The following is an 18,641-nucleotide window of genomic DNA, read 5'->3' as shown; positions in this document are numbered from 1 at the left end:
TTTTATTTCTCACTATCGACCAGGCCACGTACGAAGGCACGCTGCATGGCTAACACGATGATTACCGGAGGGATGAGCGTCAGCAGCATGGCTGCCATTACCTGATTCCACTGCGTGGTGCCTTCACCAGTAGCAATCATGCCTTTGATACCTGCCACCGCAGTGCCCAAATTGACATCGGTAATAATTAACAACGGCCACAAATACTGGTTCCAGCCGTAGATAAAGGTGATCACAAACAGCGCCGCCAGATTGGTTTTTGACAGCGGTAGTACAATATCGCGGAAAAAACGCATCGGTGACGCGCCGTCAATACGCGCCGCCTCAACCAGTTCATCCGGCAGGGTCATAAAAAACTGCCGGAACAGGAACGTAGCAGTCGCCGATGCCATTAACGGCAGCGTCAGACCCGCATAGCTGTCGAGCATTTTCAGGTTGGCGATCACTTCCACCGTCGGGAAAATACGCACCTCGACCGGCAGCATCAGCGTGATAAAAATCATCCAGAAGAACAGGTTACGCAGTGGAAAGCGGAACCAGACGATGGCGAATGCGGAGAGCATAGAGACGGTGATTTTCCCTACCGTAATACTGAACGCCATGATGAAACTGTTGAGCATCATCAGCCAGAACGGCGCGCTGTTAACGCCCACGCCGTTGACCCAGATGTATTTCATGTTTTCCAGCAGATGTGTGCCGGGAATCAGCGTCATCGGCGTTTCAAAGACTGCTTTGTTATCCAGCGTCGCCGCGACAAACGCGACGTACAGCGGAAACAGGATCACCATGATCCCCATAATCAACATGGCATGGCTGAATATTGTCAGCCCACGACGATTCTCAATCATTGGTAACGCACCTTACTTTCCACATAGCGGAACTGCACCACCGTCAAAATAATGACCAGGAACATCAGCACTACCGATTGGGCGGCCGAGGCGGAGAGATCCAGCCCGACAAAGCCTTCGCGATAGATCTTATAAATCAACGTAGTGGTCGCCTGTACCGGCCCACCCGCCGTAGCGGCATCGATCACCGGAAAGGTATCAAAGAAGGCATAAACCAGATTCACCACCAGCAGAAAGAAGCTGACCGGTGCAATCAGCGGCAGCGCCAGCTTAAAGAAGCGGCGAACCGGTCCCGCACCATCAATCGCGGCGGCTTCAATCAGCGACCGCGGAATAGACTGTAGTGCGGCAAAGAAGAACAGGAAGTTGTAACTAATCTGCTTCCAGACCGACGCAAACACCACCAGAAACATCGCCTGACCGCTGTTTTGCGCATGGTTCCAGTCATAGCCAAACTCACCGAGAAAATGGGTAATCAGCCCGCGCCCTGGGTTAAACAGGAAGATCCACAATACGGCGGCGACGGCGGGCGCGACGGCGTAAGGCAACAGCATCAGCGTCTGGTAAAAACGGCTACCGCGTACCACGTAATTCACCAGCGCCGCAAAAAATAACGACACCAGCAAACCGCTTACCGTGACTAACGTACTGAACTTAATGGTGGTCCAGAATGAATCAAGGTAGTACGGGTCATGAAACAGCGCGATAAAGTTTTCCAGTCCGACAAACTGGCTAGAAAGACCAAACGGATCAACGGATTGTAGTGAATACCACAGCGCTTCACCGGCGGGCCAGATAAAGAAAATAACGGTGATAACCAACTGTGGGGCCACCAGCAAATAGGGAAGCCAGCGCGAGCGGAACACCGGACGGGATGAAGACATGTAGGTTCTTTTCCTGGAAGGTGCCAGATTGCGGTGCACACACCGTATCCGGCCTACAAACTACACGCATTTGTAGGCCGGGTAAGTCGCAGCCGCCACCCGGCATTTCACATTACGATTTAGTCGATTGCTCAAAGCGGCGCAGTAACTGATTGCCACGCTCAACGGCAGCATCCAGCGCCTGCTGCGGGGTTTTCTTCCCGGTCCAGACGCTTTCCAGTTCTTCATCTACGATGGTGCGGATCTGCGGCATGTTGCCCAGACGCAGCCCTTTGGTGAACGGCAACGGTGGCTTGTTCAGCATCTGGCGGGTGGCGATATCAGCCCCAGGGTTCTTATCATAGAAGCCCTGCTCGCGGGTCAAGTCGTACGCGGCGGTGGTAATGGGCAGGTAGCCGGTCTTCTGATGCCATTCAGCAGCAATTTCAGGTTTCGCCAGGAAGTTGAGGAACTGCGCCACGCCTTCGTAGGTTGCTTTGTCTTTACCCTGCATCACCCACAGGCTGGCTCCCCCGATAATCGCGTTCTGCGGCGCGCCCTTCACATCGGCATCGTACGGCATCATGCCGACGCCATAGTTGAATTTGGCGTAGTGGCGGATGTCAGCCAGAGAACCGGAAGAGGCAGTGGTAATGGCACAATCCCCGTTATAGAACTTCTCGGTAGACTCGTCTTTACGCCCGAAGTAGCTGAAATCCCCTTTTTTGTTCAACTCTTCCAGCAGGGCGATATGTTTCACCTGTTCCGGTTTATTGAATTCCAGCACCGCGTCAGTACCGTCAAAGCCGTTGTTTTTGGTGGCCACCGGCAGACCATTCCAGGCGCTGAAGTTTTCAATCTGAATCCATCCCTGCCAGCCGCTGGCGTAACCGCACTTCATGCCTGCTGCTTTCAGCTTCGCGGTGTATTCCGCCAGATCCTGCCAGGTTTTTGGCGGCTGCTCAGGGTCTAAACCGGCTTTTTTGAAGGCATCTTTGTTGTAGTACAGCACCGGCGTGGAGCTGTTAAACGGCTGGGAGAGTAAGTGTCCGCTTTTAGAGTCGGTGTAATAACCGGAAACCGTCGGCACGAACTGAGACTCATCGAAGTTAATACCAGCCTCTTTGAATACTTCATAGACCGGTTTAATGGCTTTCGAGGCCATCATCGTTGCCGTGCCCACTTCATAAACCTGCAGTAGCGCAGGTGCGTTTCCGGTACGGAAAGCCGCAATACCTGCGCTCAGGCTCTGCTCGTAGTTGCCTTTGTACTGCGGAACAATTTTGTAGTCGGGATTGGCGGCATTAAAACGTTGCGCCAGTGAATCAACTTCTTTACCCAGTTCACCTTCCATTGAGTGCCAGAACGGGATAGTGGTGACGGCCAGAGCCTGACCTGCAAACGCCAGGCTAAGTGCCAGTCCTAAAGCTGTATGTCGTAACGATATCATCGGTTATCTCTCTTGTTGTGCCGGATGCGCGATATCACGCGTTTTATGCTCGCGGGGGTAACATGACATGCTCGAATGACAGAAAAATAACTTTTTTATTACAAAAAAAAGATAGTAAGGCGACAAACAGATGGCAAGGCGGTGAAAGCGTAGTGACAGGAAAATGCGGGGTGGTGCACAACAAAGCCGGGTAGCGCTATGTCTTACCCGGCCAGGATGACGTTATCTGTTGCAGCCAGCAAGGAACATTAATCTTTACGCCAGCGTCGTTCATATTCATTCTGTAAACGCTGCTGTTCCCGCCGCTCACGTTCGCGCTGAATATCCGATTTCTCATCTTCCCAGCCCGGGCAGACAGAGGTGGTGAACACTTCACAGGGCGAGCTGGACTGGGCTAACGAGTTGTCCGGTTTCTCTTCCCAGATTGAAGGGTCGCGCGGGTCGAACGCTGGCGGTGTTAAGGCCAGGGTATTTGATGAAAGCGTCCAAAACAAACCGCCAATCATCATGCAGATACCGGAACGTATCATCCTTTCTCCATGTTCACTTTTATTATTGATAACTATTCTCAATAATAACATAGAGCAATAAAAAGGGGCCATATCAGGCCCCCTTGTCCATTCAGAGAATGTTAACCGCCCAGATACGCGCTGCGCACTGCTTCGTTAGCCAGTAACGCATCACCAGTGTCTTCCAACACCACATGACCGTTTTCCAGCACGTAGCCGCGATCGGCGAGCTTCAGCGCCTGGTTAGCGTTCTGTTCGACGAGGAAGATTGTCATCCCCTGCTCGCGCAGTTGTTCGATGGTGTTGAAGATCTGCTGGATGATAATCGGCGCCAGACCCAGCGACGGCTCATCAAGCAGCAGCAGCCGCGGCTGACTCATCAGCGCACGGCCTATCGCCAGCATCTGCTGTTCACCGCCGGACATCGTGCCCGCACGCTGAATTCGACGTTCATGCAGGCGGGGAAACAGGTCATACACCCACTTGATGCGTTCCTGAAACTGGTCCTTTTCGGCAAAGAAGCCGCCCATCGCCAGGTTCTCTTCCACCGTCATGCGGGAAAACACGCGACGCCCTTCCGGAACAATCGCTACCGCTTCGCGCATGATTTTCGCCGTCTGCCAGTCGGTAATGTCTTTACCATCAAAAACAATTCGCCCACTTGTCGCTCGCGGATCGCCGCACAGCGTACCAAGCAGCGTGGTTTTTCCCGCGCCGTTGGCGCCGATCAGCGTCACGATTTCACCCTGATTGATATACAAGCTGACGTCGTGCAGCGCCTGTATCTTGCCGTAGTGGGCGCTGACTTTGTCAAAGGACAACATGACTTTTTCCATATTATGCGTCACCACCATTATGCTTCACCTAAATAGGCGCGGATCACGTCCGGGTTGTTACGAATCTGTTCCGGCGTCCCGTTCGCCAGCGGCGTGCCCTGATTCACCACGTAAATACGGTCGGAAATACCCATCACCAGCTTCATGTCGTGCTCAATCAACAAAATGGTGGTGTTGTGATGGTTACGCAGTTCAGCAATCAGCTCGTCCAGCTCTTTGGTCTCTTTCGGGTTGAGGCCTGCGGCGGGTTCGTCGAGCATCAGGATTTCCGGCTGGGTCACCATGCAACGTGCAATCTCCAGACGGCGCTGGTCGCCGTAGGCCAGGTTACTGGCCTGACGGTTGGCGTGCTCCAGCAAACCAATACGCTCCAGCCAGGTGGCGGCGCGATCCAACGCTTCACTCTGCGCGCGACGGAACGACGGGGTTTTCAACAGGCCGGAGAAGACGCCGGTTTTCAGCTGCTGATGTTGCGCCACCAGCAGGTTTTCAATCACCGTCATTTCGCGAAACAGACGCACGTGCTGGAAAGTACGCACCACACCCATCCGCGCAATTTGTTGACCCGGCAGCCCTTCCAGATGCTGGTCGCGCAGCTTAATCGTCCCACCCGTCGGCTTATAAAAACCGGTCAGACAGTTAAAGACCGTGGTTTTTCCCGCGCCGTTTGGCCCGATTAACGAGACGATCTCCTGTGGTCTCAGCTCCAGTTCAACGTTGTTTACCGCCAGCAGACCGCCGAAGCGCATCATCAGGCCGTTGACGGATAATAATGGCTGAATCATGCCTGCTCTCCTTTTGCTTCCCCGTTTTTCAGCTTCAACTGCGGACGGGTCATCGGCAACAAGCCCTGCGGACGCCAGATCATCATCAGTACCATTAAACCACCCAGCATTAACATGCTGTATTCATTGAAATCACGCATCAGCTCGCGTGACACCACCAGCAGGATGGCCGCGAGGATCACTGCAAACTGTGAGCCCATTCCGCCCAGTACCACAATCGCCAGCACAAAGGCCGACTCGGCAAAGGTGAAGGATTCCGGGCTGACAAAACCCTGACGCGCGGCAAACAACGTACCGGCAAAACCGGCAAACGCGGCGCTGATGGTAAAAGCGGTCAGCTTGATGCGCGTAGGGTTTAAGCCCAACGAGCGACAGGCTATTTCATCTTCGCGCAGCGCTTCCCACGCACGACCCAACGGCATACGCAGCAGACGGTTGATGACAAACAGCGAGAAGACCACCAGCAGCAGCGCCACCAGATAGAGGAAAATCACGCGGTCAGAGGGATCGTACTTCACGTTAAAGAAGTTGCTGAAGGTATCCCAGCCACCTTCACGGGCAGTACGGCTGAACTCCAGACCGAAAAAGGTCGGTTTCGGGATCTGGCTGATACCGTTCGGACCACCGGTCACTTCGGTGTTGTTGAGCAGCAGGATACGGACGATTTCGCCGAAGCCTAAAGTCACAATCGCCAGATAGTCACCGCGCAGGCGCAGTACCGGGAAGCCGAGCATAAAGCCCGCAGCAGCGGAAACCAGCCCCGCCAGCGGCAGACAGGTCCAGAAGCCGAGTCCGTAATAGTGGTTCAGCAGCGCGAAGGTGTAAGCACCGATGGCATAGAAGCCGCCGTAACCCAGCACCAGCAGACCGGAAAGCCCCACCACCACGTTTAAGCCGAGGCCGAGGATGATATAAATCATCGTCAGCGTGGCAATATCAACCGTACCGCGCGACACCATAAACGGCCACGCCACGGCAATCACCAGTAGCGCGACCAGGAACAGCTTCTGTTTAACGGTGGAGCCATCAATCGCCGGCAGAATAAACTTCGGTCCGGACACGCTCTTCAGGCCCTTCTGGAAAGCTGGACGCAACAGTTGGAAGAGAAAGACCACGCCAGTGCCGATAAACACCCACTGCCAGCGGATATCCGCGGCGGTATCCACCACCAGTTTGGTGCCGTCAAGCTCCAACTGGACGCCCATAAAGACGCCCGCCAGGATGAAGAACATAGCGGCAGAGAGCAGCGCCATTGCAAAATGCATCGGTTTCATACTTTCTCTACCTCCGGGCGACCCAGAATACCGGTCGGCATCACCAGTAGCACCAGAATCAGCAGCGCGAATGAAACCACGTCTTTGTATTCGGTACTCAGATAAGCAGAGGAGAGCGCTTCCGCGACACCCAGAATCAGGCCGCCGATCATCGCCCCAGGAATGCTGCCGATGCCGCCCAGTACCGCCGCGGTAAAGGCTTTCATCCCGGCCATAAAGCCGATATAGGGATTAATTACGCCGTAGAACTGGCCGAGCAGTACGCCCGCTACCGCCGCCATTGCCGCGCCAATCACAAAGGTCAGCGCAATCACGCGATCGGTATTTATGCCGAGCAGGCTGGCCATTTTCAGGTCTTCCGCGCAGGCACGGCAGGCACGGCCCATACGGGAGTAACGGATAAACAGCGTCAGCGCCAGCATCGCCAGGAAGGTTACAATCCAGATAACCAACTGCATGGTGGTGATGGAAGCAGAGAAGTTTTCGCTACTGCCGACGGTCCACTGGCCGTTAAACAGGCTGGGCAGCGCCACATCGCGCGAACCTTCCGTCAGGCTGACGTAGTTTTGCAGGAAGATGGACATCCCGATAGCGGAAATCAGCGCGATCAGGCGCTTAGAGCTGCGCACGGGCCGATACGCTACGCGTTCAATGCTCCAGCCGTAGGCGCTGGCAATCACAATCGCGCCGACAAAGCCCGCCGCGACCAGTAGCCAGCTGGAATCAATACCCATCATCATTAGCGCAGCGATGATCATAAAGGAGACATAGCTGCCGATCATATACACCTCGCCGTGGGCGAAGTTGATCATGCCGATAATGCCGTACACCATCGTGTAACCGATAGCGATCAGCGCGTACGTGCTTCCCAGCGTGACGCCGTTAAACATCTGCTGCAAGAAATAGAGGAACTGCTCGGACATAAGGTAACCTTTCTTAACCCGCCCGTTTGCACGGGCGGTGGGATAACTCGTCTTCAGCTATTACTTCGCGACGGTCGATGATCCGTCCGCGTGCCACTGGAAGACACCAAACTCAAATCCCTTCAAATCGCCTTTTTCGTCCCATTTCAGCGGCCCAATCACGGTGTCAGCCCCGTGTGCTTTCAGATCTTTCACCAGCTCCAACGGCTCTTTGCTACCGCTGCGATCCATTGCTGTCGCCAATGACTGGACGGCTGCATAAGTGATCCACACGTACGGCCCGGTTGGATCTTTCTTGTCAGCTTTGAGCGCATCGACGATAGCTTTATTCGCCGGATCCTGGTCATAGCGTTTTGGCATGGTCACCAGCATGCCTTCAGCGGCATCACCGGCAATATTAGACAGCGACGCATTGCCCACGCCCTCAGGTCCCATAAACTGGGTATTCAGCCCGACGGAGCGAGCCTGGCGCAGCATTTGTCCCATTTCCGGGTAGTAGCCGCCGTAATAAACAAAATCGATATTTTCTTTTTTAAGGCGGGCGATCAGCGCAGAAAAATCTTTTTCCCCGGCAGTGATCCCGTCAAAGAAGACGATATTGGCTTTGCCCGCTTTCAGGCTCTCCTGCACTGAACGCGCCAGGCCTTCACCGTATTGCTGTTTATCGTGAATGATCGCGATGCGTTGCGGCTTCACCTTCTCCAGAATGTATTTCGCGGCGGTCGGCCCCTGAGAAGAGTCCAGGCCCGCTGTACGCATAATGTGTGCGTAACCGCGCTGGGTCAGTTCCGGGTTGGTCGCGCCCGGGGAAATCATCAGAATGCCTTCGTCTTCATAGATATCTGATGCGGGCTGCGTGGAAGATGAGCACAGATGACCAATAACGTACTGAATGCCGTCATTGACGATTTTGTTCGCTACCGCAACGGCCTGTTTCGGATCGCAGGCGTCGTCATATTCGACGGCAACCAGTTTGTCGCCTTTGACCCCGCCTTTGGCATTGATATCTTTAATGGCCTGACGTGCGCCATTAAATTCCATATCACCCCACTGCGCGACCGGACCTGACATCGCCCCGACAACAGCGACCTTGATATCCTCCGCCATGACCGCGTGTGACATTGCCAGTGCTATCACCCCTGCGATGATTGTTTTCGCATTCCGTTTCATTTTCCTGAATCCCCATTCGTGATGATGTATATATTTTGTATTTATGTGGTTAAAAAGCAGACTGTGCTTTTTTTGAACTGTACTATTTTTACCAGTCTCGTTAATGGTTTAGCGCAGTTTTTTAAGCAAATTACGGCTAAAATCTCTATTTTTCAGTCGATTAAGAAAAGATAATATTCTGCTTTTCACTATAGATAAACAAAAAAAAGTGCATTTGTCAGCATAAAATAACGGCACAAAGAGCGGAATAAAATGCTGCATTCCAGGGTATTATCCTGCCTGTTTTTCAATCTCTACTGTTTCAATCTGTCATTGTCGTTGTTACAAAACTATTAACCTGGTTAATCGCATTAAAAAGAGAAAGCATCCGGGCGAATTATTTCGGTACACTGATTCTATCTTTTGTGATTTGGACATGCTGTTAATGAAGCTGACCATCGTTCGTTTAGATAACTTTAGCGACCAGGACCTGATTGATCTGGGCAAAATCTGGCCGGAATATTCCGCCTCATCATTAAGCGTAGATGAAACGCACCGGATCTACGCCGCACGCTTTAACGAGCGTCTGTTAGGTGCCGTGCGGGTAACCCTGAGCGGCACACAAGGCGCACTGGATTCATTGCGCGTGCGCGATATCACCCGCCGTCGCGGCGTCGGGCAGTATTTGATCGAAGAAGTGATCCGGGAAAACCCTGACGTGAGTTCGTGGTGGATGGCCGACGTCGGCGTTGAAGACCGCAGCGTGATGGCCGCATTTATGCAGGTGTTAGGGTTTACGGCCCAGGAGAATGGCTGGGAGAAACGGTAGAAAACCGCCCCCAACCAATTGTATTACGAGTATTTTCCCAAGAATTTTGTGTTGCAGGCAGGCGGCAAGTTATAAAATCCCCGGAGCTTACATAAGTAAGTGACCGGGGTTGAATAACGCAGCCAACACACCTGCGGCACGAAAGGCGCCGGGAAAATCACTTGGCGTCTGTCGCCGTCCCGTTTGCATGCCAGTCAAACACGCCGAATTCGAAGCCTTTCAGGTCGCCTTTCGCATCCCATGACAGCGGCCCCATCACGGTTTCCACTGAGTTTGCTTTCAGATACTTGGCAATTTCAGTCGGATCGTCAGACTGGTTCAGACCGGCCTGCAAAGATTGCAGCGCGGCGTAGGTAGTCCATACGAATGCGCCGCTCGGATCCTGTTTCTTGGCTTTGATAGCATCTACGATGGGTTTGTTCGCCGGAACCTGGTCGTAGTTCTTCGGTTTCGTTACCAGTAAGCCTTCTGCTGATTCACCGGCGATGTTAGACAGCGACACGTTCGCTACACCTTCTGGCCCCATAAACTGGGTTTTCAGACCCGCGGCGCGTGCCTGGCGCAGGATTTGCCCCATTTCCGGGTGGTAACCGCCGTAGTAAACGAAATCGATGTTCTCTTTCTTCAAACGCGCTACCAGCGTAGAAAAATCTTTTTCCCCGGCGGTGATCCCGTCAAAGAACACCACGTTGGCGTTACCCTTTTTCAGGCCATCCTGCACCGCGCGGGCCAGACCTTCACCGTACTGCTGCTTATCATGAATAATCGCGATGCGCTGCGGCTTCACTTTTTCAACGATATATTTGGCGGCCGTTGGGCCCTGATCGGAATCCAGACCAGTGGTACGCATTACCAGGCTATAGCCGCGCGCGGTCAGCTCCGGCGCCGTTGCCGCTGGAGTGATCATCAGAATACCTTCGTCTTCATAGATGTCTGACGCAGGCTGAGTGGAAGAAGAGCACAGGTGACCGATTACGTATTTAATCCCGTCGTTGACCACTTTGTTCGCAACCGCTACCGCTTGTTTCGGGTCACAGGCATCGTCATATTTCACCATGACCAGTTTGTCACCTTTCACGCCGCCCTTGGCATTGATATCCGCAATTGCCTGCTCTGCGCCGGTAAATTCCTGATCGCCATATTGTGCTACCGGGCCAGACATCGCCCCCACAACAGCAATTTTTATATCTTCTGCTAATGCCATGTTGCTGAATGCGAGTGCAATACATCCTGCCAGTAACGCTTTACCCTTCATTTTCATCCTGAGGTTCCTCATTGTTATGGTTGTTGCATTTGTTGTGATGTTGTTATTTGGCACATTATTCTGATATTGGCGTCACACCAAGTATAAGACATTGATATTTAGGCATGCTGACCGTGCATTTTCAGCATACTCTGCTAAAACATACCCCATTTTTATGGATTTGAAACGTGAATTTTTGCGATGACATAACATATAGGTGACAAAACTATAAATATCAATTTCATCTCCATAATATGACCTTGTATCATCGATATAAAATATAATCTTAATTAAGATGTATTGTTGAATATATATAAATGACAGTATTATTTATAAAAGCCAAATATTATATTATTTTGTTATGCGTTATATGCATCCGCTAGAAATAGCCATATTAGTCAATACATTCAATATGTGATCTTGGTAACGTTTAAAAATCCATAAAACAATATATATTCAAAGAACAGAAACCACTCTCAAGAACGGAATCTGTTACATACAAAATATAAATCAAACTTATGGATTATATATATAAGGAAGATAACCATTGAATCTCTATGATATCATCATATTAACACATGGTGACGCAGGTAAAGAGTTATTAAACAGTAGTGAAATGATTGTTGGCAAAACGAAAAATACAACGGCTATTTCTCTGATCATCGGGATGTCACCAGAAACGTTAATGGAGCAAACAAGGAAAATACTCAGACCCAATATTAAAACCGTCGTTCTTACCGATATATATGGTGGAACACCATCAAATGTAGCGACGGTTCTCTCCAGAGAATACCCTATTCATTGTATTAGCGGCGTAAACCTTGCCATGCTGCTTGAAGCGAATATGTTACAAGACTCCGATAAAGAAATCACCATCGAAGAATATGTTCAATGTATTCATGATGCCGGTAAAGATATGGTTCAAAGTTATCAATTTAATAAAGGATAATAGAGTATGAGTATAGTACATGCCCGCATTGATTATCGACTAATTCATGGACAGGTTATCACCAAATGGCTGAAAAGGAGCAACGCCGATAAAATAATAGTTATTGATGACGAATTATATAATGATCCTTTTTTAGCCGAAGTTTATAAAATGGCGGCCCCCAGCGGCATCGAAGTAATCATGACATCCATTGAGGAAACGACAACCCGCTGGAATGAGAAAAATTTCTATACTGGCAAACTTTTAATCCTTTTCAAATCTATTGATTCAGCATTAAAGACTATTCAGGGCGGATTAGAACTTGAAGAGTTGCAAGTAGGCGGCATAGAAAACATCCCTGGCAGAAAAATCGTCTTTAATCAGATATCAATAAATAAAGAAGATGCAGAAAAACTACAAGTAATAGAAGACAGGAATATTAAAGTTTATTTCCAGACTATCCCAGAAGAAGAACCAGCCAGTCTGCAAAAAATAAAGAATAAGTTACCTTAAAAAGGAGAGGAACTTATGGGCGTTTCTACAGCAATATTGATTGGTTTAGTTTATTGGATATCACAAGCGAAGGTATGGTATGGCTTTTCAATCATGCGCATGCCGTTATCTATTGCCCCCATTATGGGAATTATCTTTGATGATATGCCGACTGCATTATCAGTCGGCGCGACATTACAGATGATCTATATAGGTAGTATTGCTCCTGGTGGGAACCCGCCAGCAGATGAGGGATTGGCCTCCTGCATCGCTATACCTATTGCTCTTACTGCGGGGATAAAACCTGAAATAGCTATTTCGTTGGCAATCCCAATAGGTTTATTAGGGGTTGTCCTCGAAAACGTTCGTAAAACGGTTAATACCACATTTGTTCATATGGCCGATCGCTATGCCGAAAAAGCAGATATCAAAGGGATTCAGCGGGTAGCAACTATCTATCCTATTCTGTTGGCCTTCCCTATGCGCTTCGTTCCTGTTTTCGTTGCCTGTTTGTATGGCCCAGATGCTATTGCCTCATTTGTCAAACTGTTACCCTCCTGGACCACCAACGGCTTAGCTATCGCTGGTAATATTCTTCCAGCATTAGGTTTTGCTATCACTATCATTGTGATCGGGAAAAAACAATACATCCCGTTATTCATCATTGGTTTCTTCTTGGTCACATATTCAGGGCTAAACACCATAGGGATATCCATTTTTGGTTTATGTGCTGTTCTCTTATACATGCAATCAAAAACTGCGAAAGGAACACAAAATGGCTAATAATATCGACTTAAAGGAAGCCGAAAGCTCACCAATTACGAATAGAGATGTGCAGATTGTCTGGTTAAAATGGCATGCTTTCTCGGAAACATCATTAAATTTTGAACGGTTACAGGCTCTAGCCTTTTGTAATTCAATGACAGGGATTTTAGCTAAGCTATACCCGAATGAGAGGGATCTTTCAAAAGCGTTACAGCGCCATTTGACGATGTTTAACACACAAGCTAACTGGGGCTCAGTGGTAAACGGCATCACTATCGCACTAGAAGAAAAAGCATCCCAGGAACCGGAAGAACAGCGAACAGCCACAACCCAATTAGTGACCAGTTTAAAAACGGGGCTAATGGGTCCAGTTTCAGGTATCGGGGATACGCTAGATTTTGGCACATTGCGACCTATTGTTATTGGGGTATGTATTCCTTTTGTATTGCAAGGGTACGTATTAGCCGCGTTACTGCCATTGATCTATCAAGTTGTCTATATGTTCTTCGCTAGCCGATTTGCACTTAATATTGGCTATAAAAAGGGGAAAGAGTCAATTTTAGAGATACTCCACTCTGGCAGTATCCATAAAATTATTGAAGGCGCAGGTATGTTCGGCCTGTTGATGATGGGGGCGCTTTCTGCCACTTATGTAAAGATTAAGACACCGCTACATATTACTACTGGTGGGGGGAATACTATTGTCCTGCAGGACATGTTAGACAAAATTGTGCCTAACTTACTCCCCCTGGTTGCGGTTCTCGGTATTTATATATACATCCAGAAGTGTGGACCGCATTTCCTAAGAATACTGGTAGCAATCCTCTCTTTAAGCCTTATTTTTTCATTCTTCGGTTTATTGTAATATGAAAAAAATACTTATAACGCCAAGGCCCTTTCTTAGTAAGGGGCAAAAATATCTGGATGAATTACAGGCAGCAGGTTATATCGTCGAATGTAATACGAGCGGCGGACGTTTTAGTAAAGAAGAGTTGATGGTAAAAATTAAAGATGCCGATGCTATTATTACAGGCAACGACCCTTTAGATCAAGACGTTATAGATTGTGCGAAAAAACTAAAAGTAATCTCAAAATATGGTGTTGGTTTAGATAATATTAACGTTGAGTATGCGAACAGCAGAAATATTGTGGTGCATAAAGCACTCAACGCCAATTCTGTATCGGTAGCAGAAATGGCTATTCTAATGATGCTATCCAGTGCCAGAAAGTATGTTGAAATCGAACAACAGGCTAAATGCAGTAATGATGTAAGATTGGTGGGTACTGAGTTACATAAAAAGACATTAGGGCTGATTGGCCTTGGTGCTATTGGCAAACATGTAGCCCACATCGCTAACGCTATGGGTATGGAGATCATCGCATACGACCCTTATATCAATCAGAGTCAGGTTTTTCCGTATATAAACTTTAAAGAGTTAGATGAGGTGTATCAGCTCAGTGATGTTATCTCGCTTCATTTGCCTTTATTAGATAGTACCAGGCACATGATTGATCAGCACGCATTCGAAAAAATGAAACCTTCCGCAATATTAATAAATACTGCACGAGGCGGTTTGATTGATGAAGATAGTTTATACAATGCTTTAATTACTCACAAAATTTCTTTTGCTAGTGAAGATATTGAACTTAAAGAACGAAAAGAAGCAACAAAACAACTCATAAATTACTCGATCACGCCACATGCGGCTTCGTTTACTCAGGAAGCAGATCTTAACACAATTCAAATCTCGATTAAAAATGTTACCAACGAACTGGAGAAAAGATAATGAAAGAACTTAAGGGAATTATTACTGCGATGGTGACACCATTTGATGAAACGGAAAAAATGGATATCCCGGCAGCAAGAAAGATGGCTCGCTGGTTAGTCAATAATGGTGTTCATGGATTATTTATTTGTGGCACCAACGGTGAATTTCATCTGTTATCAGATGATGAAAAAGTAGAACTCACCAAAGCAGTTGTTGATGAAGTGGGTGATGACGTAACTATTTGCGCCGGTGCCGGTTGCTGTAGCACACAGCAAACTATTGCTCTGACTCAACGACTCGTTGATGCTGGCGCAGATTACATTTCAGTTGTAACCCCCTACTATCTGGTGCCTAATCAGGAAGATTTATATAAACATTACTATGATATTGCGGCCAGCACAGCAGCACCTATTATTCTATACAATCTCCCAGGGCAAACGGGCCTAAGTATTGAATACGAAACAGCGAATCGCCTGGCTGATATCGATAATATCGTGGCAATCAAAGATAGCAGTGGAAAATTTGAAGTACAAAAACAGTACCTTGAGATTTCAAAACACAAAAATTTTAAAGTATTGAACGGTTCAGATTCGCTGATGCTTGATGCATTTAAAGAAGGTTCAGTTGCCAGCGTCGCAGCCACATCAAATGTTTTACCGAAGATTGAAGTGGATTTGTATAACTACTTTATCGCGGGGCAGTTGGATCAAGCACAGGAAGAGCGTAATAAGATCGATGCGCTGCGTATGAACATTAAGAAAATGACCGCACCTGCAGTAATGAAAGAGGCTCTTAACTTAATGGGGATCACCGCAGGCATTACCAGAAGACCAATACATATGCCGAATGAAATCATCACTCAGGATATCAAAGAGATGCTGGCAGCCTATAATCTCCTGCCACAATAAGTTATACCGACAGTATTCGGCTGCATTAAGGTGACATGTTTGCCCAGAAACCGGGCAAACATGTCACCTTGTCAGGCGCAGGGGCATCAATCACTTCGGCCCCCCCCACCCCACAACACCAGAGAGGCAAAAGCAAACCTGGCAGAGGAAAGCGTGATAGCAGTTTGAAGTATCAATGAGACATAAAAAACCCCGGATTTTCATCCAGGGTTTATCAGCATTTCCAGGTCGGCGGAAGATTACGCTTCGATCGCCGCACGCAGTTTTTTCATGGCGTTCTTTTCAAGCTGACGAACACGTTCAGCAGAGACGCCGTAGCGATCGGCCAGTTCTTGCAACGTCGACTTGTTGTCTTCGTCCAGCCAACGGGCGCGAATGATGTCCTGGCTACGCTCGTCCAGACCCTCCATTGCGTGGGTCAGTTTGTTCGCGGCCTGATCTTCCCAGTTATCTTCTTCAATGCCGTCGGCAAAGTTAGATGATTTATCCTGCAGATACAGAACCGGTGCCATCGGCTGGCTGTCAGACTCGTCGTCTGAAGACATGTCAAACGTCATGTCCTGCGCCGCCATACGGGATTCCATTTCGCGCACGTCTTTGCTGGAAACACCCAGCTCACGAGCAACCATTTCAACTTCGTCCTGATTGAACCAGCCCAGACGCTGCTTGGTTTTACGCAGGTTAAAGAACAGCTTACGCTGCGCTTTGGTGGTCGCGACTTTTACGATACGCCAGTTACGCAGAACGTATTCGTGGATCTCAGCTTTGATCCAGTGCACGGCGAAAGAAACCAGGCGCACACCCACTTCCGGGTTGAAACGGCGCACGGCTTTCATCAGGCCGATATTGCCTTCCTGAATCAGATCCGCCTGCGGCAGGCCATAGCCCGCATAATTACGAGCAACATGAACAACAAAGCGCAGGTGAGACAGGATCAGCGTTTTAGCTGCTTCCAGATCGCCCTGGTAATGCAGCTTTTCAGCCAGTGCCCGCTCCTCGTCAGCCGACAACATCGGCCACGCGTTCGCAGCCCGGATGTAAGATTCCAGGTTACCAACAGGGGCTAAAGCTAAATTTTGCATTTCTTTGGTCATTCAAATCCTCTCAATCTTTTCATCTGACGCGTTGGCTAAAACCAATAGCAACAACCATGCCAGAGCTTATGAGCAACGAGAATATCATTCAATCTTTTATCAGACAGTGATTTTATCCACAAGTTCCATGTCGTAATGTGTATAGATTACGCACAAAATGTGACATCACAATGAATACGCCGGGAAGAGATAACAGGGACTCTTTCCCTGCAGAGCGAACTACTCAGTGCAGGGAAAGATTATACCAGAGATTTTTTAATCGGGGGTAAAGTGGCGTAAATGTTGAACCGTGGCAAGCCAGGCTGCCACCCAGCCAATCATCGAGCACACCAGCAGCAATAACAGGCATTCATCGAATGATAAGCCGTTGATATCAAACTTAGTTCCAAAAACCTGCGCCACCTCAGTAACCGCTGACGACAGGCGCATCACCAAAATTTCTGACAAAATTAGTGAAAGAAATGCGCCGGAAAAACCGAGCAGCGCACCGCCGTAGAGGAACGGACGCAGGATAAACCCATCCGTCGCGCCAATCAGTTTCTGCACGTTAATGGTATCGCGACGCGCAAAAATACTCAGCCGCACACTGTTACCGATGACGAGGAAGACCGCCGCTACCATCAGCACGCCAATCATCGCGGAGACGCGTCCGACAAGGCCAGTCAGCGCCGCCAGACGGGCAAACCAGCTGTCATCCATGCGCACTTCATCAATACCGTTGATTTGTGCGATACGGTCGCGCAGCGTGTTCAGCGACTCCGTGCCCTGGAAGTCCAGTTTCGGGATAACTACCGCCACGGCCGGTAGCGGGTTCTCTTCCAGCATATCCAGCGCGCCGCCAAAGCCGGACCAGTTACGGAATTCGCCCAGCGCGTCATCGCGGGAAAGATAATTCACTTTCTCCACGCCCTGCTCGGCCTGCAACTGACCAACCACCCGCGCCGCTGCATCATCATCCAGCGTTTTTTGCAGGTAAACGGTGATCTGCGGAGAAGGATAATACTGGCTTGCCGCATGGTCGACGTTCTTATAAACCATGTAGCATACGCTTGGCAGCGTCAGGGAGATGGCAATAACCATCACCGTCAGGAACGTCGCCAGCGGCTTGCTTTTCAGGTCCTGTAACGCGCCCTGGAACGCGTAGCGTACCTGCTCGTTAAAGACATTGGTTTTACGCGAGTTCGGCTTTGGCGCGGCTTTCGCCCGCTTTGGCGCGTTACGACCGCCATCTCCCGGCGCGCCGCCCGATTTACGGAAGCGATCCAGTCGGCCACCGAACTGTTTGATTTGATTAATAGCGTCACGTCTATTCATGGGCCAGGCCTCCATGCAGATGTCCATCGCTCAGAACCATTTGGCGATAGGAGCGACGGGAGATCAGGCCAATATCGTGCGTGGCCATTAATACCGTGACCCCGACGCGGTTAAACTCTTCAAACAGGCGAAGGATCCCTTCCGACAACGCGTCATCCAGGTTCCCTGTTGGTTCATCCGCCAGCAATACCGCCGGTTTATTCACCACCGCACGGGCGATGCCCACGCGCTGTTGTTCACCGCCGGAGAGCTGAATAGGGAAGTTTTTCGCTTTGTCCAACAGTCCGACCTTATCCAGCGCCGCTGACACGCGACGACGAATATCGTCCCCGCTGGCGCCCGCGATGATCAGCGGGATTGCCACGTTGTCAAACACGGTTCTGTCCATCAACAGGTGGTGATCCTGAAAAATCATGCCAATCTGACGACGCAGAAACGGCACTTCACGGTTTTTCAAACGGCTGATGTCATGCCCGCTGAAGTAGATTTTCCCGGCGCTGGGCCGTTCAATTCCACAAATCAGCTTCAGCAGGGTACTTTTCCCCGCGCCAGAGTGGCCGGTCAGAAATGCCATCTCGCCAGGCTGCATATGGAAGGTAACTCCCTGCAGCGCTTGTCTCCCACCGAGATAGGCCTTGCTGACATGTTCAAAGCGAATCATT

The 18,641-nt window shown here is 49.6% G+C and carries 20 protein-coding genes; 7 read left to right on the top strand and 13 right to left on the bottom strand.

All coding sequences use genetic code 11. The features are described from left to right. Nucleotides 1-2 precede the first annotated feature (2 nt). The 9 genes from ugpE to livK all read right to left on the bottom strand — a co-directional run bounded on the left by ugpE (nt 3) and on the right by livK (nt 8,658). Complete coding sequence (gene ugpE, locus HV229_RS01280; protein WP_181546738.1) at nt 3-848, bottom strand: sn-glycerol-3-phosphate ABC transporter permease UgpE; 846 nt, start codon at nt 846-848, stop codon at nt 3-5. Then, complete coding sequence (gene ugpA, locus HV229_RS01275; RefSeq protein ID WP_016154830.1) at nt 845-1,732, bottom strand: sn-glycerol-3-phosphate ABC transporter permease UgpA; 888 nt, start codon at nt 1,730-1,732, stop codon at nt 845-847. The genes ugpE and ugpA overlap by 4 nt, the downstream gene beginning before the upstream one ends. A 112-nt stretch (nt 1,733-1,844) precedes the next feature. After that, nucleotides 1,845-3,161, bottom strand: coding sequence for a sn-glycerol-3-phosphate ABC transporter substrate-binding protein UgpB (ugpB, locus tag HV229_RS01270; RefSeq protein WP_016154831.1), 1,317 nt, complete (start codon nt 3,159-3,161; stop codon nt 1,845-1,847). Between the two features lie 248 nt (nt 3,162-3,409). Continuing rightward, nucleotides 3,410-3,691: a hypothetical protein gene (locus tag HV229_RS01265; RefSeq protein WP_046274511.1), complete on the bottom strand. Its 282-nt coding sequence runs from the start codon at nt 3,689-3,691 to the stop codon at nt 3,410-3,412. 101 nt (nt 3,692-3,792) lie between these two features. Further along, on the bottom strand, nt 3,793-4,506 hold the full coding sequence (livF, locus tag HV229_RS01260) for a high-affinity branched-chain amino acid ABC transporter ATP-binding protein LivF (RefSeq protein WP_085951092.1): 714 nt from the start codon (nt 4,504-4,506) through the stop codon (nt 3,793-3,795). Nucleotides 4,507-4,523: 17 nt separating this feature from the next. Continuing rightward, nucleotides 4,524-5,291, bottom strand: coding sequence for a high-affinity branched-chain amino acid ABC transporter ATP-binding protein LivG (gene livG / locus HV229_RS01255; RefSeq protein WP_181546736.1), 768 nt, complete (start codon nt 5,289-5,291; stop codon nt 4,524-4,526). After that, complete coding sequence (livM, locus tag HV229_RS01250) at nt 5,288-6,565, bottom strand: branched chain amino acid ABC transporter permease LivM (protein ID WP_016154835.1); 1,278 nt, start codon at nt 6,563-6,565, stop codon at nt 5,288-5,290. Before livM ends, livG begins: the two co-directional genes overlap by 4 nt. Further along, complete coding sequence (gene livH / locus HV229_RS01245) at nt 6,562-7,488, bottom strand: high-affinity branched-chain amino acid ABC transporter permease LivH (RefSeq protein WP_003023435.1); 927 nt, start codon at nt 7,486-7,488, stop codon at nt 6,562-6,564. The genes livM and livH overlap by 4 nt, the downstream gene beginning before the upstream one ends. Nucleotides 7,489-7,548: 60 nt before the next feature. Then, complete coding sequence (gene livK, locus HV229_RS01240) at nt 7,549-8,658, bottom strand: high-affinity branched-chain amino acid ABC transporter substrate-binding protein LivK (RefSeq protein WP_016154836.1); 1,110 nt, start codon at nt 8,656-8,658, stop codon at nt 7,549-7,551. Between the two features lie 424 nt (nt 8,659-9,082). Between livK and panM the strand changes: the two genes are divergently transcribed. Beyond that, nucleotides 9,083-9,466 (top strand): aspartate 1-decarboxylase autocleavage activator PanM, encoded by a 384-nt coding sequence (gene panM, locus HV229_RS01235; protein ID WP_016154837.1) that lies wholly within the window; start codon nt 9,083-9,085, stop codon nt 9,464-9,466. Between the two features lie 157 nt (nt 9,467-9,623). Here the strand turns inward: panM and livJ are convergent, their stop codons facing one another. Beyond that, nucleotides 9,624-10,727, bottom strand: a complete 1,104-nt coding sequence (livJ, locus tag HV229_RS01230) for a branched chain amino acid ABC transporter substrate-binding protein LivJ (protein ID WP_181546734.1) — start codon at nt 10,725-10,727, stop codon at nt 9,624-9,626. Between the two features lie 529 nt (nt 10,728-11,256). Between livJ and HV229_RS01225 the strand changes: the two genes are divergently transcribed. The 6 genes from HV229_RS01225 to dapA are packed head-to-tail and all read left to right on the top strand — an operon-like array spanning nt 11,257 to nt 15,571. Continuing rightward, complete coding sequence (locus tag HV229_RS01225) at nt 11,257-11,658, top strand: PTS sugar transporter subunit IIA (RefSeq protein WP_181546732.1); 402 nt, start codon at nt 11,257-11,259, stop codon at nt 11,656-11,658. 6 nt (nt 11,659-11,664) lie between these two features. Then, nucleotides 11,665-12,150, top strand: a complete 486-nt coding sequence (locus HV229_RS01220; RefSeq protein WP_049283116.1) for a PTS sugar transporter subunit IIB — start codon at nt 11,665-11,667, stop codon at nt 12,148-12,150. 15 nt (nt 12,151-12,165) lie between these two features. Next, nucleotides 12,166-12,912 carry a PTS sugar transporter subunit IIC gene (locus HV229_RS01215; protein WP_101700397.1) on the top strand — a complete coding sequence of 249 codons (747 nt, stop codon included), beginning with the start codon at nt 12,166-12,168 and terminating at the stop codon, nt 12,910-12,912. Beyond that, complete coding sequence (locus tag HV229_RS01210) at nt 12,905-13,759, top strand: PTS system mannose/fructose/sorbose family transporter subunit IID (RefSeq protein WP_101700398.1); 855 nt, start codon at nt 12,905-12,907, stop codon at nt 13,757-13,759. The genes HV229_RS01215 and HV229_RS01210 overlap by 8 nt, the downstream gene beginning before the upstream one ends. Before the next feature lies 1 nt (nt 13,760). Next, nucleotides 13,761-14,681 (top strand): phosphoglycerate dehydrogenase, encoded by a 921-nt coding sequence (locus HV229_RS01205; protein ID WP_101700399.1) that lies wholly within the window; start codon nt 13,761-13,763, stop codon nt 14,679-14,681. Continuing rightward, the gene (dapA, locus tag HV229_RS01200) at nt 14,681-15,571 is read left to right on the top strand and encodes a 4-hydroxy-tetrahydrodipicolinate synthase (RefSeq protein ID WP_101700400.1); all 891 of its coding nucleotides are present in this window, start codon (nt 14,681-14,683) and stop codon (nt 15,569-15,571) included. Before HV229_RS01205 ends, dapA begins: the two co-directional genes overlap by 1 nt. 239 nt (nt 15,572-15,810) lie before the next feature. Here dapA and rpoH read toward each other — a convergent pair whose 3' ends face one another. From rpoH to ftsE, 3 genes are all read right to left on the bottom strand, one after another. Next, nucleotides 15,811-16,665, bottom strand: a complete 855-nt coding sequence (gene rpoH / locus HV229_RS01195; protein ID WP_003023425.1) for an RNA polymerase sigma factor RpoH — start codon at nt 16,663-16,665, stop codon at nt 15,811-15,813. A gap of 255 nt (nt 16,666-16,920) precedes the next feature. Beyond that, the gene (gene ftsX / locus HV229_RS01190) at nt 16,921-17,979 is read right to left on the bottom strand and encodes a permease-like cell division protein FtsX (protein WP_016154839.1); all 1,059 of its coding nucleotides are present in this window, start codon (nt 17,977-17,979) and stop codon (nt 16,921-16,923) included. Continuing rightward, nucleotides 17,972-18,640: a cell division ATP-binding protein FtsE gene (ftsE, locus tag HV229_RS01185; protein WP_003023420.1), complete on the bottom strand. Its 669-nt coding sequence runs from the start codon at nt 18,638-18,640 to the stop codon at nt 17,972-17,974. The genes ftsX and ftsE overlap by 8 nt, the downstream gene beginning before the upstream one ends. Nucleotide 18,641: the final 1 nt, after the last annotated feature.

Source organism: Citrobacter sp. RHBSTW-00524 (assembly GCF_013747755.1).
GTDB lineage: Bacteria > Pseudomonadota > Gammaproteobacteria > Enterobacterales > Enterobacteriaceae > Citrobacter > Citrobacter braakii.
The sequence above is the reverse complement of the archived record's forward strand: the minus strand, read 5'-3'. Positions and strand labels throughout refer to the sequence as shown.

What these genes read in the sequence shown, in the direction of transcription:
- livM (WP_016154835.1), bottom strand. Translation starts at nt 6,565, where the DNA reads ATGAAACCGATGCATTTTGCAATGGCGCTGCTCTCTGCCGCTATGTTC.
- ugpE (WP_181546738.1), bottom strand. Translation starts at nt 848, where the DNA reads ATGATTGAGAATCGTCGTGGGCTGACAATATTCAGCCATGCCATGTTG.
- livJ (WP_181546734.1), bottom strand. Translation starts at nt 10,727, where the DNA reads ATGAAAATGAAGGGTAAAGCGTTACTGGCAGGATGTATTGCACTCGCA.
- HV229_RS01210 (WP_101700398.1), top strand. Translation starts at nt 12,905, where the DNA reads ATGGCTAATAATATCGACTTAAAGGAAGCCGAAAGCTCACCAATTACG.
- ftsE (WP_003023420.1), bottom strand. Translation starts at nt 18,640, where the DNA reads ATGATTCGCTTTGAACATGTCAGCAAGGCCTATCTCGGTGGGAGACAA.
- livK (WP_016154836.1), bottom strand. Translation starts at nt 8,658, where the DNA reads ATGAAACGGAATGCGAAAACAATCATCGCAGGGGTGATAGCACTGGCA.
- ugpB (WP_016154831.1), bottom strand. Translation starts at nt 3,161, where the DNA reads ATGATATCGTTACGACATACAGCTTTAGGACTGGCACTTAGCCTGGCG.
- HV229_RS01215 (WP_101700397.1), top strand. Translation starts at nt 12,166, where the DNA reads ATGGGCGTTTCTACAGCAATATTGATTGGTTTAGTTTATTGGATATCA.
- HV229_RS01265 (WP_046274511.1), bottom strand. Translation starts at nt 3,691, where the DNA reads ATGATACGTTCCGGTATCTGCATGATGATTGGCGGTTTGTTTTGGACG.
- rpoH (WP_003023425.1), bottom strand. Translation starts at nt 16,665, where the DNA reads ATGACCAAAGAAATGCAAAATTTAGCTTTAGCCCCTGTTGGTAACCTG.
- HV229_RS01220 (WP_049283116.1), top strand. Translation starts at nt 11,665, where the DNA reads ATGAGTATAGTACATGCCCGCATTGATTATCGACTAATTCATGGACAG.
- livF (WP_085951092.1), bottom strand. Translation starts at nt 4,506, where the DNA reads ATGGAAAAAGTCATGTTGTCCTTTGACAAAGTCAGCGCCCACTACGGC.
- ugpA (WP_016154830.1), bottom strand. Translation starts at nt 1,732, where the DNA reads ATGTCTTCATCCCGTCCGGTGTTCCGCTCGCGCTGGCTTCCCTATTTG.
- ftsX (WP_016154839.1), bottom strand. Translation starts at nt 17,979, where the DNA reads ATGAATAGACGTGACGCTATTAATCAAATCAAACAGTTCGGTGGCCGA.
- dapA (WP_101700400.1), top strand. Translation starts at nt 14,681, where the DNA reads ATGAAAGAACTTAAGGGAATTATTACTGCGATGGTGACACCATTTGAT.
- HV229_RS01205 (WP_101700399.1), top strand. Translation starts at nt 13,761, where the DNA reads ATGAAAAAAATACTTATAACGCCAAGGCCCTTTCTTAGTAAGGGGCAA.
- livG (WP_181546736.1), bottom strand. Translation starts at nt 5,291, where the DNA reads ATGATTCAGCCATTATTATCCGTCAACGGCCTGATGATGCGCTTCGGC.
- livH (WP_003023435.1), bottom strand. Translation starts at nt 7,488, where the DNA reads ATGTCCGAGCAGTTCCTCTATTTCTTGCAGCAGATGTTTAACGGCGTC.
- panM (WP_016154837.1), top strand. Translation starts at nt 9,083, where the DNA reads ATGAAGCTGACCATCGTTCGTTTAGATAACTTTAGCGACCAGGACCTG.